The organism is Exobacillus caeni (assembly GCF_005747095.1).
GTDB classification, from domain to species: Bacteria; Bacillota; Bacilli; order Bacillales; family Guptibacillaceae; genus Exobacillus; species Exobacillus caeni.
This window is the reverse complement of record NZ_SWLG01000001.1, coordinates 1-12,633: the sequence shown is the minus strand read 5'-3', so window position 1 is coordinate 12,633 and position 12,633 is coordinate 1. Positions and strand designations below refer to the sequence as shown.

Annotated in this window: 16 protein-coding genes; 4 read left to right on the top strand and 12 right to left on the bottom strand. The window is 40.4% G+C overall.

Annotated elements, in window-relative coordinates; all coding sequences use genetic code 11:
- Positions 1-99: 99 nt before the first annotated feature.
- From FCL54_RS00080 to FCL54_RS00050, 7 genes are all read right to left on the bottom strand, one after another.
- On the bottom strand, positions 100-675 hold the full coding sequence (locus FCL54_RS00080; protein ID WP_138121918.1) for a class I SAM-dependent methyltransferase: 576 nt from the start codon (positions 673-675) through the stop codon (positions 100-102).
- Between the two features lie 17 nt (positions 676-692).
- A complete protein-coding gene (locus FCL54_RS00075; RefSeq protein WP_138121916.1) occupies positions 693-1,070 on the bottom strand; it encodes a rhodanese-like domain-containing protein in 378 nt (125 codons plus the stop codon).
- 65 nt (positions 1,071-1,135) lie between these two features.
- Positions 1,136-1,363, bottom strand: coding sequence for a sulfurtransferase TusA family protein (locus tag FCL54_RS00070; RefSeq protein ID WP_138121914.1), 228 nt, complete (start codon positions 1,361-1,363; stop codon positions 1,136-1,138).
- Between the two features lie 29 nt (positions 1,364-1,392).
- Positions 1,393-1,788 (bottom strand): DsrE/DsrF/DrsH-like family protein, encoded by a 396-nt coding sequence (locus tag FCL54_RS00065; protein ID WP_138121912.1) that lies wholly within the window; start codon positions 1,786-1,788, stop codon positions 1,393-1,395.
- Between the two features lie 43 nt (positions 1,789-1,831).
- Positions 1,832-2,152: a rhodanese-like domain-containing protein gene (locus FCL54_RS00060; protein WP_138121910.1), complete on the bottom strand. Its 321-nt coding sequence runs from the start codon at positions 2,150-2,152 to the stop codon at positions 1,832-1,834.
- Positions 2,153-2,362: 210 nt separating this feature from the next.
- The gene (locus tag FCL54_RS00055; protein ID WP_138121908.1) at positions 2,363-3,160 is read right to left on the bottom strand and encodes a GNAT family N-acetyltransferase; all 798 of its coding nucleotides are present in this window, start codon (positions 3,158-3,160) and stop codon (positions 2,363-2,365) included.
- 14 nt (positions 3,161-3,174) lie between these two features.
- Positions 3,175-3,369, bottom strand: coding sequence for a DUF2197 domain-containing protein (locus FCL54_RS00050; RefSeq protein ID WP_138121905.1), 195 nt, complete (start codon positions 3,367-3,369; stop codon positions 3,175-3,177).
- A gap of 233 nt (positions 3,370-3,602) precedes the next feature.
- On the opposite strand from FCL54_RS00050, the gene FCL54_RS00045 reads away from it, so the two are divergent.
- On the top strand, positions 3,603-3,761 hold the full coding sequence (locus FCL54_RS00045; RefSeq protein WP_138121903.1) for a Fur-regulated basic protein FbpA: 159 nt from the start codon (positions 3,603-3,605) through the stop codon (positions 3,759-3,761).
- 502 nt (positions 3,762-4,263) lie between these two features.
- Entirely contained in the window at positions 4,264-4,536 is a 273-nt protein-coding gene (locus FCL54_RS00040; RefSeq protein ID WP_138121901.1) for an HU family DNA-binding protein, read from the top strand.
- A gap of 174 nt (positions 4,537-4,710) precedes the next feature.
- Here the strand turns inward: FCL54_RS00040 and FCL54_RS00035 are convergent, their stop codons facing one another.
- From FCL54_RS00035 to FCL54_RS00025, 3 genes are all read right to left on the bottom strand, one after another.
- A complete protein-coding gene (locus FCL54_RS00035; RefSeq protein WP_138121899.1) occupies positions 4,711-5,355 on the bottom strand; it encodes an MOSC domain-containing protein in 645 nt (214 codons plus the stop codon).
- A gap of 181 nt (positions 5,356-5,536) precedes the next feature.
- The gene (locus tag FCL54_RS00030) at positions 5,537-5,656 is read right to left on the bottom strand and encodes an FbpB family small basic protein (protein WP_138121897.1); all 120 of its coding nucleotides are present in this window, start codon (positions 5,654-5,656) and stop codon (positions 5,537-5,539) included.
- A gap of 838 nt (positions 5,657-6,494) precedes the next feature.
- The gene (locus tag FCL54_RS00025) at positions 6,495-7,106 is read right to left on the bottom strand and encodes a TetR/AcrR family transcriptional regulator (protein WP_138121895.1); all 612 of its coding nucleotides are present in this window, start codon (positions 7,104-7,106) and stop codon (positions 6,495-6,497) included.
- A 146-nt stretch (positions 7,107-7,252) separates the two neighbouring features.
- On the opposite strand from FCL54_RS00025, the gene FCL54_RS00020 reads away from it, so the two are divergent.
- Positions 7,253-8,167, top strand: a complete 915-nt coding sequence (locus FCL54_RS00020; RefSeq protein WP_138121893.1) for an ABC transporter ATP-binding protein — start codon at positions 7,253-7,255, stop codon at positions 8,165-8,167.
- Entirely contained in the window at positions 8,136-8,939 is an 804-nt protein-coding gene (locus FCL54_RS00015) for an ABC transporter permease subunit (RefSeq protein WP_138121891.1), read from the top strand. The genes FCL54_RS00020 and FCL54_RS00015 overlap by 32 nt, the downstream gene beginning before the upstream one ends.
- An 80-nt stretch (positions 8,940-9,019) precedes the next feature.
- Here the strand turns inward: FCL54_RS00015 and FCL54_RS00010 are convergent, their stop codons facing one another.
- Positions 9,020-10,057: a ribonucleotide-diphosphate reductase subunit beta gene (locus FCL54_RS00010; protein WP_138121889.1), complete on the bottom strand. Its 1,038-nt coding sequence runs from the start codon at positions 10,055-10,057 to the stop codon at positions 9,020-9,022.
- 25 nt (positions 10,058-10,082) lie between these two features.
- Positions 10,083-12,320 carry a ribonucleoside-diphosphate reductase subunit alpha gene (locus tag FCL54_RS00005; protein ID WP_138121887.1) on the bottom strand — a complete coding sequence of 746 codons (2,238 nt, stop codon included), beginning with the start codon at positions 12,318-12,320 and terminating at the stop codon, positions 10,083-10,085.
- Positions 12,321-12,633 lie beyond the last annotated feature (313 nt).

Below are 12,633 nucleotides of genomic sequence, written 5' to 3'. Positions count from 1 at the left end.
GCCTACTCGAAATATTTAAACTCCTTCCTTTTTGTTTTCGGTCTAACAAGGTTAAAGTTGGGCGCATGAAAATAAAAAAAGCCAATCCTGTAACAAGGATCAGCTGTTTATCGGTTTAAGAACCAGAATATAATAATTGGGGTTTATAGAACGTTCCTCTGTCTGAAAACCGTTTTCTTCAACAATGTTTTGCAGTTTCTCAACCGGGATCCGCTCATGTGCAGGAGGTCCAGCCTCGGGATGTTCAACAGGTGCCCAATCCAACAAAAGTGCCTGGCCAGTAGGCTTTAGGATTCTTTTCAGCTCATTAAGCGCTTTAGGCAAATCAGGAATTTCATGGGCAACAAAGGCATTGATCGCCTTATCAACCGAATTGTCATCCAATTGGACATTCTCCAGATCGCTTATAACGAATTCAACATTATCCACTTCAGCTTCTTCCGCACGGCCTTTTAGCACATCAAGCATCTTAGGTTCAATATCCACTGCATAAACTGTCGTTACCTGTTTTGCAATCGGAAGGGTAAAAAAGCCGCTTCCAGCTCCCAGGTCTGCAACATGGTCGGATGGTCCAAGCTCTAACATACTCAAAATCTGGTCAGGTGGCAGCAGCTTTGTTCTTTCTGGGGAGTGCAGTTTTTCCGCCTTTTCGGGGTTAAATCGATGTCCAGCCAAAAGAATTCCTCCTCATTTTATCGTTTCGTAACTTTTCCGTTCCAGGCAGTCATACCGCCCTGTACATTAATAAGGTTATCATATCCGTTCTGTTTTAGTACCCTTGCAGCCTGCATACTTCTTCCGCCGCTTCTGCAAATAAGATGTACAGGCTTGTCCTTAGGAACTTTGTTCATCTGGTTTTTCAGCTTAGACAACGGAACGTTCACAGCATTGGGAATATGGCCGCTTTTGTATTCATTCGGTTCTCTGACATCGATAACCGTGACCTTTTCCTGGTTCATTTTATTATTCAGTTCATTAGCCCTAATATTCTTTACGCCCTTAGCAGGCATCATACGCAAAACAATAAACAACACAAGAACACCAAGTATTATTCCTGTAAACAAATCCATAACGTTACACCTGCTTTCATGGTCTATGGTAAAGAAGAGGGCACCATATCAAGTGCCCTTCTCTGTTATCCTTTTTTAATAAAAAATTTATATACTCCATCTTCTTCCTGGTGATCTACCAATTCATGGCCGGAGGAATTCGCCCATGCTGACAAATCACTTTTCGCACCCTTATCTGTTGCCTGGACCTCTAGAATTTGCCCGGGCTCAAGCTCATCGATCGCTTTTTTTGTTTTAACAATCGGCATTGGGCATGCAAGCCCTTTAGCGTCTAACAATTTATCTGCGTTCATCTCTTGTTGTCCTCCTTTATTCTGGCTGATTAAAAAGTAAGTGATACATCGGCATCATAAGCAAAGTCAAGGAAAGTTGCAGCTCCGCCAACATCTATTCCATCAATAAAGTCTTCTTTTTCAAGACTCATAACATCCATTGTCATCTGGCAGGCAATTATCTTTACTCCCATTTCTTTTGCCATCTCAACCAGTTCTGGGATAGCCGGCACATTCGCTTTTTTAAACCCTTCACCAAAGTGCTCTTTCCCTTCTGGCATAGGAAGTTGTTTATGTCCTTCTTTATGAATTAAGTTTAAGCCTTCAAACGTGAAGAAAATCCCTACCTCTGCATCAGTCGCTGCAGCTGCAGTTGCTATATTAAACACTTTATACGCATCAAACAATCCGCCGTTCGCTGCGATAATCGCTACTTTTTTTGCCATGTTAAAAACCTCCGTTTAAATTTATAATTTTAAATCAAACTGATTATCCTCTTTCAACTTCTCCGTTCCATGCAAGCATGCCACCGACCATATTTTTTACGTTTTCATAGCCGTTAGCAGCAAGAAAATCGCTGGCTTTACCGCTTCTTCCGCCACTGCGGCATACCATCACAACTTCCTTTGCCGGATCGATTTCTTGATAACGGTTTTCAAAATCACTCAACGGAATCAGCTTTATTCCAGGGATATGCCCTTCTTCATACTCATTTGTTTCTCTGACATCGATCAGCTGGAATTGTTCGTTATCCTGAAGACGCTTCTCTACTGTTTCTGGATTGATATCTTCCACTCTTTTTTCACTCATCTAGTACCTCTCCCTTCATCTTCTTATACATAACAGGGTATTGCTATACATAAAAATAAATACCCCATTAGGTATTTTTAATATAGTTCTATTATATAGGTTCTGGCATATATGTCAACACATGAGTTTTTCTAAAAATATTTAGTGTTGGCATATAAAAAAGACCCTCACCATTCTATGAAGATCTTTTGAACTTATTCTTGTATCACTTTATACCCGTGCCATTTGAATATAAACGCCGTACTCATTAAAACCGATCTTACGCAAGATAGGTTCTGATGTGCCTTCTCTCGCCTGGCAGGTCACTAGCTTACACCCTCTTACTTTCGCTTCGTTCAGCCTTTGAAAGACCAGCTGTGAGTAAATCCCTTTGTTTCGATACGAGGGCAGCACAGCTGAACCATTCAGGTATAATACGGTTCCATCTTCACTATATCGATAATTTGAGTGGGCGATACCTTTGCCATTATCAAGGGCGACCATGAACCCTCCTCTCCGGAATGGAGCCTCTATGTACTCACATCTTTGTTCAAATGCCGTCTTAGCTGAAGCACTGTCATATCCCCAGACCTCTGCACTAACGTTTACATGATGTTGAACATCTTTTTCACTCAGCGCTTCTTTAAATTCAAAGGGAGAATCTCGATGCTTTTCTATCCATCGATCTATCGGATAAGCTAACCCGATATAGCGGTCTATCATTTTAAATCCTTTCTTTTCCAGTCTTTCAACAAGATCAGCTGGTTTTGAAGAAGGACCCACCCACCATGAGAAAGGCGATTCTCCAAAGAAAGCAAGAACATGGTCAATCTCTTGATCTGTTCTTTGTTCCGCATCGAACTTTACCACTTTATTAGCATTAATGCTTGAAGAATAAGGATTTTTAATCATAATCACTTTTTCATTGTTTACAAAATCAATATATGGAGGGATAAGCTCTGCTTCATGGTCCCAGTGGTGGGCTTCAATATGTGATAGTATCTCTTCTTTTGTCAATGAGGTATCCAATTTGTTCAGCTCCGTTACTTTAAGAATTTATCATGTTCGTCGATTTGATCCGGGTGAAGACCAGTTGCAGCAGATGCTTCGGTTTGCAAAGATTGGTTACACCTTTTACAAACATAACTTTTGGCTTTGTTAGCCAGCAATTTACGATACTGAGGGTCGCCAGGCTTTACTTCAAATTCCTTCTTGCAAAACAGGCAATTCTTTTTCATAAAATGTCTCCTCCCGTTTTTTTGGGATGCATAAAGGGAATGCATGATTAGCTGGATACCTTAACCTTGTATTCTTAGATTAAATTCTCGGTTCAAAGCCCATTTCCTTGTTGAGCAAAAATTTTCCTACTTGGTTCAAAAAATCTCTATAACTTTCTAGAATCAGTGGATATAAATCATACATTAGCTGGGTAAAATGGAAATTAACTTAACTTTCCTGAGGAGGTGAGTTCATGCAACCCGGTCAACTAAGGCAGGCGCTTGAGAAAAAAAGGCGATTTTATATTAACCATCTGATCGCTGCAGGCGTCTATAAAAAGTCGGATAGCCACCTTTATGAGTGTACATTAACCGATCTCGAAAAAGAGTATCAACAGCTGTCAAATTATTAGAAAGAGGCCTACTCAACATTCTCTTCTCCAGCCGCAGTTTGGAAGAGGAACAATGAAAATTGAGTAAGCCTCCTTTTTTATAAAAAAAATGATACACATGCCTGAAAGTCCGGAATTTAGATTTATAGGTCATTGAATCCTCTATTTGTGAAAAAACACTGCTTTTGGAAAAAATGAGGTCATCTTAGTGCTAGCATAAAGGTGTCCTTTAATTTTTTAAAAATGACCTTTTGTCACAAATAACGGAACTGGTGACCTCAATTGAAAGAAATCCAGTTCCCGGATGCTTTACGACGAATATGCTCTACGCCCGTCCTGCGGAAAGCAAGCATCCTGAATCAGATATCCCCCCTCTGTTTAGTAGCAGCAGAAACGCTCTATCACTTTCTTTGGTGATGACTGTTTCATACCTTCTAAAAGAATTTATGTATAAAAACCAAAAACACTGGAAATAACTTTAATACGAAATTTTACTTGTATAATAGGAAAGGAGTTTTAACAAATGAATAAAACGGAATTAATCACACAGGTAGCACAAAGAGCTGAACTCTCTAAAAAGGATACCTCTAAAGTAATAGATTGCCTGATGGATACTATTACTGAAGCGCTCGCAGAAGGAGAAAAGGTTCAACTTATCGGATTTGGAAACTTTGAAGTTAGGGAACGCTCTGCAAGAAAAGGCAGAAATCCACAAACAGGGGAAGAAATTTTAATTGCAGCTTCCAAAACACCAGCATTTAAGCCCGGTAAAAGCTTTAAAGAAAAAGTGTCTTAATAAAAACGCAAAAAATAGAATGAACGGTGCGCCCTGCACTGCTCATTCTATTTTAATGTAAGGAGGAGCTCCTATGGATCCCTTTAAAATCGTTCAATATATCGTTTCTTTTTTAACGATTATTCTGCTCGGATCGATTTACTACAAAATGAAGAAGGATTAGCCCTTGCAGTTCTAGTTCTTTAAAAGCCTCTTTTCAAAAGATTTTCTCCATCCTTCTGATAACTCGTCTACTGCTAAAATCTTTTTAATTCCCTCGATATTGTTTCGATCATGATATTTTATATTATTCACAAAAGACACAGTAATATCGCTATGCTTGCGCTCAACCAATTTAATCGCTGTGCCTGCCTTTATCTTTCCCTCTTGCAAGACTCTCAAATAGTAACCGCTGAATCCGGTGTTTGTCACCAGTTGCGGCATATGCTCCACTCCAAACTTTTTAGCCAATTTAAAACATGGCTGTCTTGGCAGGCTAACTTCAAATAGCGCTTCCCCTATTTCGAATCTGTCCCCGATACATACCCCGTCCTCAAGGAGGCCTTTAACAGTGAAGTTCTCCCCAAATGCACCGGGATTAAGATCCTTATGTAACATCTTAGCCCAATATTCATAATGCTCATATGGATAAACACAAACTGCTTTATCAGCACCTCCGTGGTTCACAAGGTCTGCCTGCATATCTTCATCAATATTGTCTACCCCAACAAACACCTCATGATGAACCGGCTGTTTATAAATTCCTGTTCTTAACTCTTTACCTTTATACTCCGTCAAAAGCGGCTTACCTACATTGACAAAAACCAACTCTCCCAACATCTATCTCCCCTATCACCGTATAAATTTCAATCATTATAGCATACTTACCTTCCTTCTAATGACCAAAATCCTATCAGCTCCCTGCAACATGCCGCCTGGGGAGAGCAAAAATGCCTTGATGAGTAATATCCCAAATAAAAAGCCCCCGGAACTAAAAATCCCAGAGGCTTCTCACTATTTATTATGCATGCTTTCTTTCAATGCGTTTTTCAATCTTCTCTAGCTCTTTCTTATCCTTCAATAGGTCTGCTTTATTTTTATCTACTAGTTGTTTAAATGTAAGTGACTTTCTCTTCCTCATATGTTTCACCAACTTTCTAACTGATGTTCTACTTTATTATACCTCTTTCGACAATGTTTTTAATGAACAAATTGTTAAATTTATTTGAATATTTCAATTAGTTTTGTTAACAATTGGATTGTTCCCCATAAGATGGAGCCTTAAACCCTTCTTAACCTATTCTCTAAAAGAGTTACTTTTCAAGGCTCTTTTCGTATACTTTGTTGCATAATAAACTTCCATTTGTGATGAACTGTTCTATAACGTATGGATGACCGCTACGGAAATACACTACGCTTTCCGCGGGCTCGCGCTGAGCCTCCTCGCTCACAAAGAACGCTCACTGTGGGGTCTCAACGTCTTCGCTGTCCCGCAGGAGTCTACGTATATTTCCTTCGCTGGGATTGAGCTTTGTAGTTTTCATTCCAATTGATTGGAGCAGAGGGCAGACGACTCCTCGAAAATGTATTCACATTTCCTTCGTGCGATGTAACGCTTCCGTAGCCTTCCTTGCCTTGCGGGAAAAGCAAAAGCTGAAAATTCCGCAGTGTTGGAAGGTAGAGGCGAACGCCAAGAGACGTATGGATTGGACTGAACCGCATGGAGATAAGAAACAACGCCGAACGAAAGAGAGTCGATGTTGCCTTATCGCAAGGAGGTGAGGGAAATCCACTAGTCTTTGTGAGCCGGAACTAGACAGGCGGTTTTTGCTGACGAGGAAGCTGAAGCGTTTCCCGCGGAAAGCGAACTGCCCGGAGCGAAAATCAATGCTGCAATTGCGTCGCAGTTTATCCCTTTTGCGCAAAAGTAACAATCTATTTGAAAAGAGCCTTTTAAAAAAACAAAAAAGCAACAATCATTATTGCTGCTTTCGGCCCGATACACCATAGAAAAATAACTGCATGATATCATTTCTAAACTTTGACTGCCTGGAATCGGTAAAATAATCTGCCGGAAGCGACTCGATTTGCTTTTTTACCATATCAAGGTAAAGCATGATTGCTTCCAGTGAAAGTGTCGGGTCAACATCTCCATTTTCCTGTGCTTTTTGGATGAATGAAACAAACAGGGGCATGGAATAATGCTTATAGAAATGGTCCACAAAAACCTTAAGCTCCTCATCTCGGTCCAAGACCTCTGTAAGCAAATCTTTATTTAAGGTATCTAACGCTTCCACCTTATCCAGAATAAATTTTTCAATCACTTCATGAAAAGGCTCATCACTTTCAAGAAGTGAACTATATTCTTCAAACTTTTTATGCGTATAGTCTTTGATTACTTCCCTGATCAACTCTTCTTTATTTGTAAAATGATTGTATATGGTTACCTGGGAAACATCCGCTTTCTTAGCAATATCGCTGATTTTAACCTGCTTGATCCCTTTTTCATTAAAAAGATCGAAAGCAGCCTGTAATATATTCATTTTTTTCTTTTGCTTTAATCGTTCGAATCCGTTCATAACATCACCCATCTTAATTTTATCCAATTTGATGAAATATATCAAATAAAATAGTTCAAAAATATATTGATTTACAGGTAATACTGTTGTAAACTAAAATTGAAATATAAACAAATAAATATTTCATCTTTTTGACTAAAGGAGTCAGGGGGGATACCATGATCAAACTTAACGGTCTTACCAAGGTCTTCTCAAACGGAAAGGGAATCTTTGATATTACCTTTGATGTACAAAAAGGCGAGGTTTTTGGCTTCCTGGGACCTAACGGTGCAGGAAAATCAACTACCATCCGGCATTTAATGGGATTCATGAAACCTACAAAAGGCTCAAGTGAAATTTCCAGACTTGATACATGGAAGGAATCAGCCGCTATTCAAAAGAAAGTTGGATATTTGCCAGGAGAAATCGCATTTCTGGAGGGCATGACCGGCCTCGAGTTTTTACAGCTTCTGGCTGGAATGAGAGGAATGAAAGATACCACCTATCGCGATGAACTTATCGAACGTTTTCAATTCGACGTAAAAACTCCGATTCGGAAAATGTCAAAAGGCATGAAACAGAAGGTCGGGATCGTAGCCGCTTTTATGCATGACCCGGACGTGGTTATTTTAGATGAACCAACTTCAGGATTAGATCCGTTAATGCAACGAATCTTCGTAGACCTTGTACTCGAAGAAAAAAATAAAGGGAAAACCTTTTTAATGTCTTCCCATAGCTTTACGGAGATCGAGAAAACCTGCGACAGGGCAGCTATAATAAAAAACGGAAAGATTGTCGCAGTAGAAGATATCCATGATTTGCAGCAAAAGCAAAGAAGACTGTTTGAAATAACACTTAGCAATGAAGAAGAGTTAAAACAACTATTAAACTCCGGCCTGGACGTTTTAAGGTATTCGGATCTCCAGGCAGAGATAGCTGTACAGGGTGATTACAATGAATTTATTAAAACACTTGCTGAGTTCAACGTTCGCAACCTTTCAGCAAGAGAACAAAATCTTGAAGAAATATTCTTGAATTTTTATGATAGAGGAGGTAAGGAAGATGAATCTGGCACTCTATCGCCAAATGTTTAAGGTCCATGCAAAATCGTTTTTTAGCTATGGGATAGGTTCTGCGTTTTATCTAGTGCTGATCATCAGCATTTTCCCTTCTATCGCGAATGCGCCAGGCTTAAACGAATTAATGGAATCTCTTCCGAAAGAGTTTCTAGCTGCCTTCGGTATGGAAGGGGGCTTTCAAGAGTTAAGCGATTTTATCGCAGGTGAATATTACGGCCTGTTGTATATAGTGATCCTGGCTATCTTTTCGATCATGACAGCTACTCAACTGATCGCAAGGCTTGTGGACAGAGGTTCCCTCGCATACTTGCTATCTACACCGAATTCCAGGACGAAAATAGCGCTGACTCAGGCATTAGTCCTGTGCACGGGATTACTCATCATCGGGTTGTTCACGACCCTTACAGGTATTATCGGAGCAGATCTAATGATTGAAGAAATGTTTGAACAGTCTGCGTTTATTAAAATGAACATCGTTGGCATTCTGGTTTTCTTTGTCATTAGCGGTTATTCATTCTTGTTCTCTTCCCTATTTAATGATGAAAGAAGAGCACTCGGACTTTCTGCGATTCTCACCCTGTTGTTTTTCGGACTGGATATGGCCGGCAAACTGAGTGAAGACTTTGAATGGATGCGTAATCTTTCCCTGTTCTCTGTATTCGAACCTGTTGAAATCGCAAGGGGGGGTGTTGACATACTGCCGGTATCACTCGCACTCGTTGCAGCCGGTGTATTGCTCTTCACAGCAGCGATCATCATATTTAAGAAGCGAGATTTACCTTTATAGAAAAACGGCGGGCATCGTCCCGCCGTTTTCTCATTTATATCTTTTCTTTCAGAGGAAAAGGCTCTCTAATCGATAAGACTTTACAGTTCATCAAACCCGTTCTCGTCTGATACCTTTGTGTACTGCCTTGACTTTTGCTCAAAAAAATCGCTTTTTCCAGCGTTAACATCAGCATAGGCTTTTATCCATCTCATCGGATTCTCCCGGTAACCTTCAAAAGGCCTTTCGATTCCGAGGGCGTTTACACGCTTGTTCGCCATAAATTTTATATACGCTTCTAATTCATCCATCGTTATTCCAGTAAATCTACTGCCTATAATATTATTTCCCCACTTGATCTCAAGTTCTGCCGCTTTACGGAATGTCTTCGTAATAAACTGGCGGTTTTCAGTCGTATCGAGTTCAGGATTTTCTTTCAAAACTTCTTTCAATATATTTGTAAACAAATTAACGTGCAGCTGCTCATCGCGGTTAATATAATTAATCATTGTCGAAGTCGAAACCATCTTCTGATTACGGGCAAGGTTATAAAAAAATGCAAACCCGGCATAAAAGAACAAACCTTCTAAAATGATATCAAATACGATTGATTCAAAGAATGTCTGTGGCGTTTGCTCCTGAATAAACCTCTCATATCCCTTGGCGATAAACTCATTACGCTCTTTAAGAATTTCATCGTTTTTCCAGTATTCAAAAATCGAGTCCTGTTCCTGTTTATTTACAAGTGAAGATAAAACATAACTATAGGACTGATTGTGAACCACTTCCTGGAAGGACAGCACTTGCATCAAGGCACTAAGGCTGGAATCAGTCAAGTATTCAGAAACTCTTGCAGAATAATCCGTTTGAATGCTATCCAAAAAAGCGAGCAATCCGATGATTTTTTTAAACGTTTCCTGCTCCTCCTTTGACAGGGTGTCCCACTGTTTAATATCGTTCGACATATTTATTTCAAATGGAGTCCAGAAGTTTGCCAGCATATTTTTATACATCGGGTAGGCCCAGTTAAACCGTACATCATCCCAATTTAAAACATTTGAACTCTTCCCGTTGATAACGCCGGTTGATAGGTTAGGCGCTTTATAGTCATAAATCTTTCTTTTCGTTAACTGTGACATTCTCATTTCTCCCCTCTCTCCTGTCTTAGCTTGCACAGCTTTCACATTCCTCGATTTCAATAGAAGTACTGCGAGTATAATATGTTGTTTTCAAGCCTTCTTTCCAGGCAACAAGGTGGATGTGAAGCAGTTCTTTAGCTTTTATTGTGTTTTTGACATACATATTAAAGGAGATCGATTGGTCCACATGGCGCTGCCGTTCAGCGTTTTGCTTTATGCTCCATATCTGGTCAACATGATACGCTGATTTGTAAAACCAGGTCGTTTCCGGTGAAAGCCCCGGGGCAGTCACGGGAATTTTATAGTTCTTTTTTTCTTCTGAGTACTCCTTACGGAAGATCGGGTCGATGGAAGCTGTGGAACCTGCGATCAGACTTGTTGAACTATTCGGTGCAACGGCAAGTAAATATCCGTTTCTGATTCCGTACCTTTGAACCTCATTCTGGAGCTCAATCCAATTGTCGCTTTCATATCCTCTTAAGTTAAAGTACTCACCGCTTTCCCAGTCAGATCCTTTCCACCTGGAATATTCGCCTTTTTCTCTGGCTAGATCTTTGCTCGCTTTTATCGTTAAATAATTGATTTTCTCGTAAAGTTCATCGGCATACGTAACGGCTTCTTCGCTTTCCCAGTTAATTCGTTTTAAGGCAAGGAGATGATGCCAGCCGAATGTTCCCAGGCCTATCGCCCGATACTTTTTATTCGTCAACCCTGCCTGCAACACCTCGATCGTATTTATATCGATGACATTATCAAGCATCCTTACTTGAATTGGGATAAGCCTTTCCAATACGTTATCCGTGATCGCTCGTCCTAAATTAATACTGGAAAGATTGCATACAACAAAATCTCCCGGATCTTTAGTAATGATTATTTTTCCATCTGCAGTTGTTTCTTCTATTACCATAGTCGGACTCATGTTCTGGCAGATTTCTGTACAAAGGTTAGAACAATAGATCATTCCTTCATGCCGGTTTGGGTTCAACCTGTTGACCGTGTCCCTGTAAAACATGTAAGGTGTGCCAGTTTCTAGCTGTGATTTCATGATCCGCTTCATTATTTCGATCGCCGGGACTTCCTTCATCGACAATTCCGGATGATTGACACATTCCCAGTACCTTTTTCTAAAGCTGCCGCTACCTTTTTGTTCGTCATAAAAATCTTCCAGTGAATATCCCATCACCTTTCGAACTTCATGCGGGTCAAATAAATACCATTCACCTCTTTGCTCCATCACTTCCATGAACAAGTCTGGAATACAAACACCGGTAAATAAATCATGTGTTCTGAATCGCTCATCACCGTTATTGAGCTTTGAATCTAAAAACTCATATATATCTTTATGCCAGACATCCAGATATACTGCGATCGCTCCCTGCCTTTGCCCGAGCTGATCAACACTTACAGCTGTATTGTTGAGCTGTTTCATCCACGGAAGAACACCGGAGGAATTTCCTTTGAATCCCTTGATGTCCGACCCCCTTGAACGGATTTTCCCTAAATATATTCCGAGGCCACCGCCCGACTTGGAAACAGTTGCTACATCTGTATTGCTGTCATAAATACTCCGCAGGCTGTCGTCAACAGTATCGATAAAGCATGAACTTAACTGTCCGTGGGATTTCCCGGCATTAGCAAGAGTAGGCGTTGCAACAGTCATGTAAAGTAAAGACATTGCCCAGTAAGCTTCTTTTACGAGTTGAAGCCGCTTTTCCACTGGCTCTTCCATCATTAACGTCATAGCGATAACCATAAATCTCTCCTGTGGAAGCTCCCATATGGCACCAGAGTGTAACTTTGCAAGATACCGGTCAGCAAGGGTACGTATTCCGATATATGTAAACAGCCGATCCTTATCAGGGTTGATCTCTTTTCCTAGCATCATAATTTCTTCAGAAGAATATTGCTCAAGTAACGCTTTATTGTAAATACCTTTTTTAGTTAATTCCTGCAAGAGAAATTCGAATGATCCGTACCGCTCTTCAGGATCAAAGCCTCGATACATTCCAACTTCGGTGTAAAGCTTCTCCAAATAAAGCGCCGCTGCGACATATGTCCAGTCCGGCTCATCAGCAGATATTCTCTCCAGAGCATTCAAAATAAGCGTTTCCTGTAGCTTACTATCGTCTAAAGAATTGTTTTCCTTAAAGTTAGTCAACGACTTTTGAACAAACGGTTCGGTTGAAAGGTGGCCATAATCTTTTAATATCCTTTTTAAAGACTCCTCCATCCCTCTTTCCTTAACTACATTACTCGTTTCCATTTCCCTCACTCCAAATAATAGTTTTAGAAAGGCTCTTTTCGCATACTTTGTGGCTTAATAAGCTTCACATTTGAGAGGAACTGCGACATAACGGATGGATGACCGCTGCGGAAATACACTACGCTTTCCGCGGGCTCGCGCTGAGCCTCCTCACTCGCAAAGAACGCTCCCTGCGGGGTCTCAGTCGTCTTCGCTGTCCCGCAGGAGTCTACGTGTATTTCCTCCCTCTGTAAAGCCAGTATATCTTTAAAATGCTCCTGATTTCTTAGGATTTCTTATCCACTTATTTAAGAATGTTGCAGGGGTGAGGATT

Coding starts and splice junctions, on each gene's coding strand:
- FCL54_RS00030 (WP_138121897.1), bottom strand. CDS start 5,656: ATGAGGAAGAGAAAGTCACTTACATTTAAACAACTAGTAGATAAAAAT.
- FCL54_RS00040 (WP_138121901.1), top strand. CDS start 4,264: ATGAATAAAACGGAATTAATCACACAGGTAGCACAAAGAGCTGAACTC.
- FCL54_RS00020 (WP_138121893.1), top strand. CDS start 7,253: ATGATCAAACTTAACGGTCTTACCAAGGTCTTCTCAAACGGAAAGGGA.
- FCL54_RS00045 (WP_138121903.1), top strand. CDS start 3,603: ATGCAACCCGGTCAACTAAGGCAGGCGCTTGAGAAAAAAAGGCGATTT.
- FCL54_RS00015 (WP_138121891.1), top strand. CDS start 8,136: ATGAATCTGGCACTCTATCGCCAAATGTTTAAGGTCCATGCAAAATCG.
- FCL54_RS00060 (WP_138121910.1), bottom strand. CDS start 2,152: ATGAGTGAAAAAAGAGTGGAAGATATCAATCCAGAAACAGTAGAGAAG.
- FCL54_RS00050 (WP_138121905.1), bottom strand. CDS start 3,369: ATGAAAAAGAATTGCCTGTTTTGCAAGAAGGAATTTGAAGTAAAGCCT.
- FCL54_RS00005 (WP_138121887.1), bottom strand. CDS start 12,320: ATGGAAACGAGTAATGTAGTTAAGGAAAGAGGGATGGAGGAGTCTTTA.
- FCL54_RS00065 (WP_138121912.1), bottom strand. CDS start 1,788: ATGGCAAAAAAAGTAGCGATTATCGCAGCGAACGGCGGATTGTTTGAT.
- FCL54_RS00010 (WP_138121889.1), bottom strand. CDS start 10,057: ATGTCACAGTTAACGAAAAGAAAGATTTATGACTATAAAGCGCCTAAC.
- FCL54_RS00025 (WP_138121895.1), bottom strand. CDS start 7,106: ATGGGTGATGTTATGAACGGATTCGAACGATTAAAGCAAAAGAAAAAA.
- FCL54_RS00070 (WP_138121914.1), bottom strand. CDS start 1,363: ATGAACGCAGATAAATTGTTAGACGCTAAAGGGCTTGCATGCCCAATG.
- FCL54_RS00075 (WP_138121916.1), bottom strand. CDS start 1,070: ATGGATTTGTTTACAGGAATAATACTTGGTGTTCTTGTGTTGTTTATT.
- FCL54_RS00035 (WP_138121899.1), bottom strand. CDS start 5,355: ATGTTGGGAGAGTTGGTTTTTGTCAATGTAGGTAAGCCGCTTTTGACG.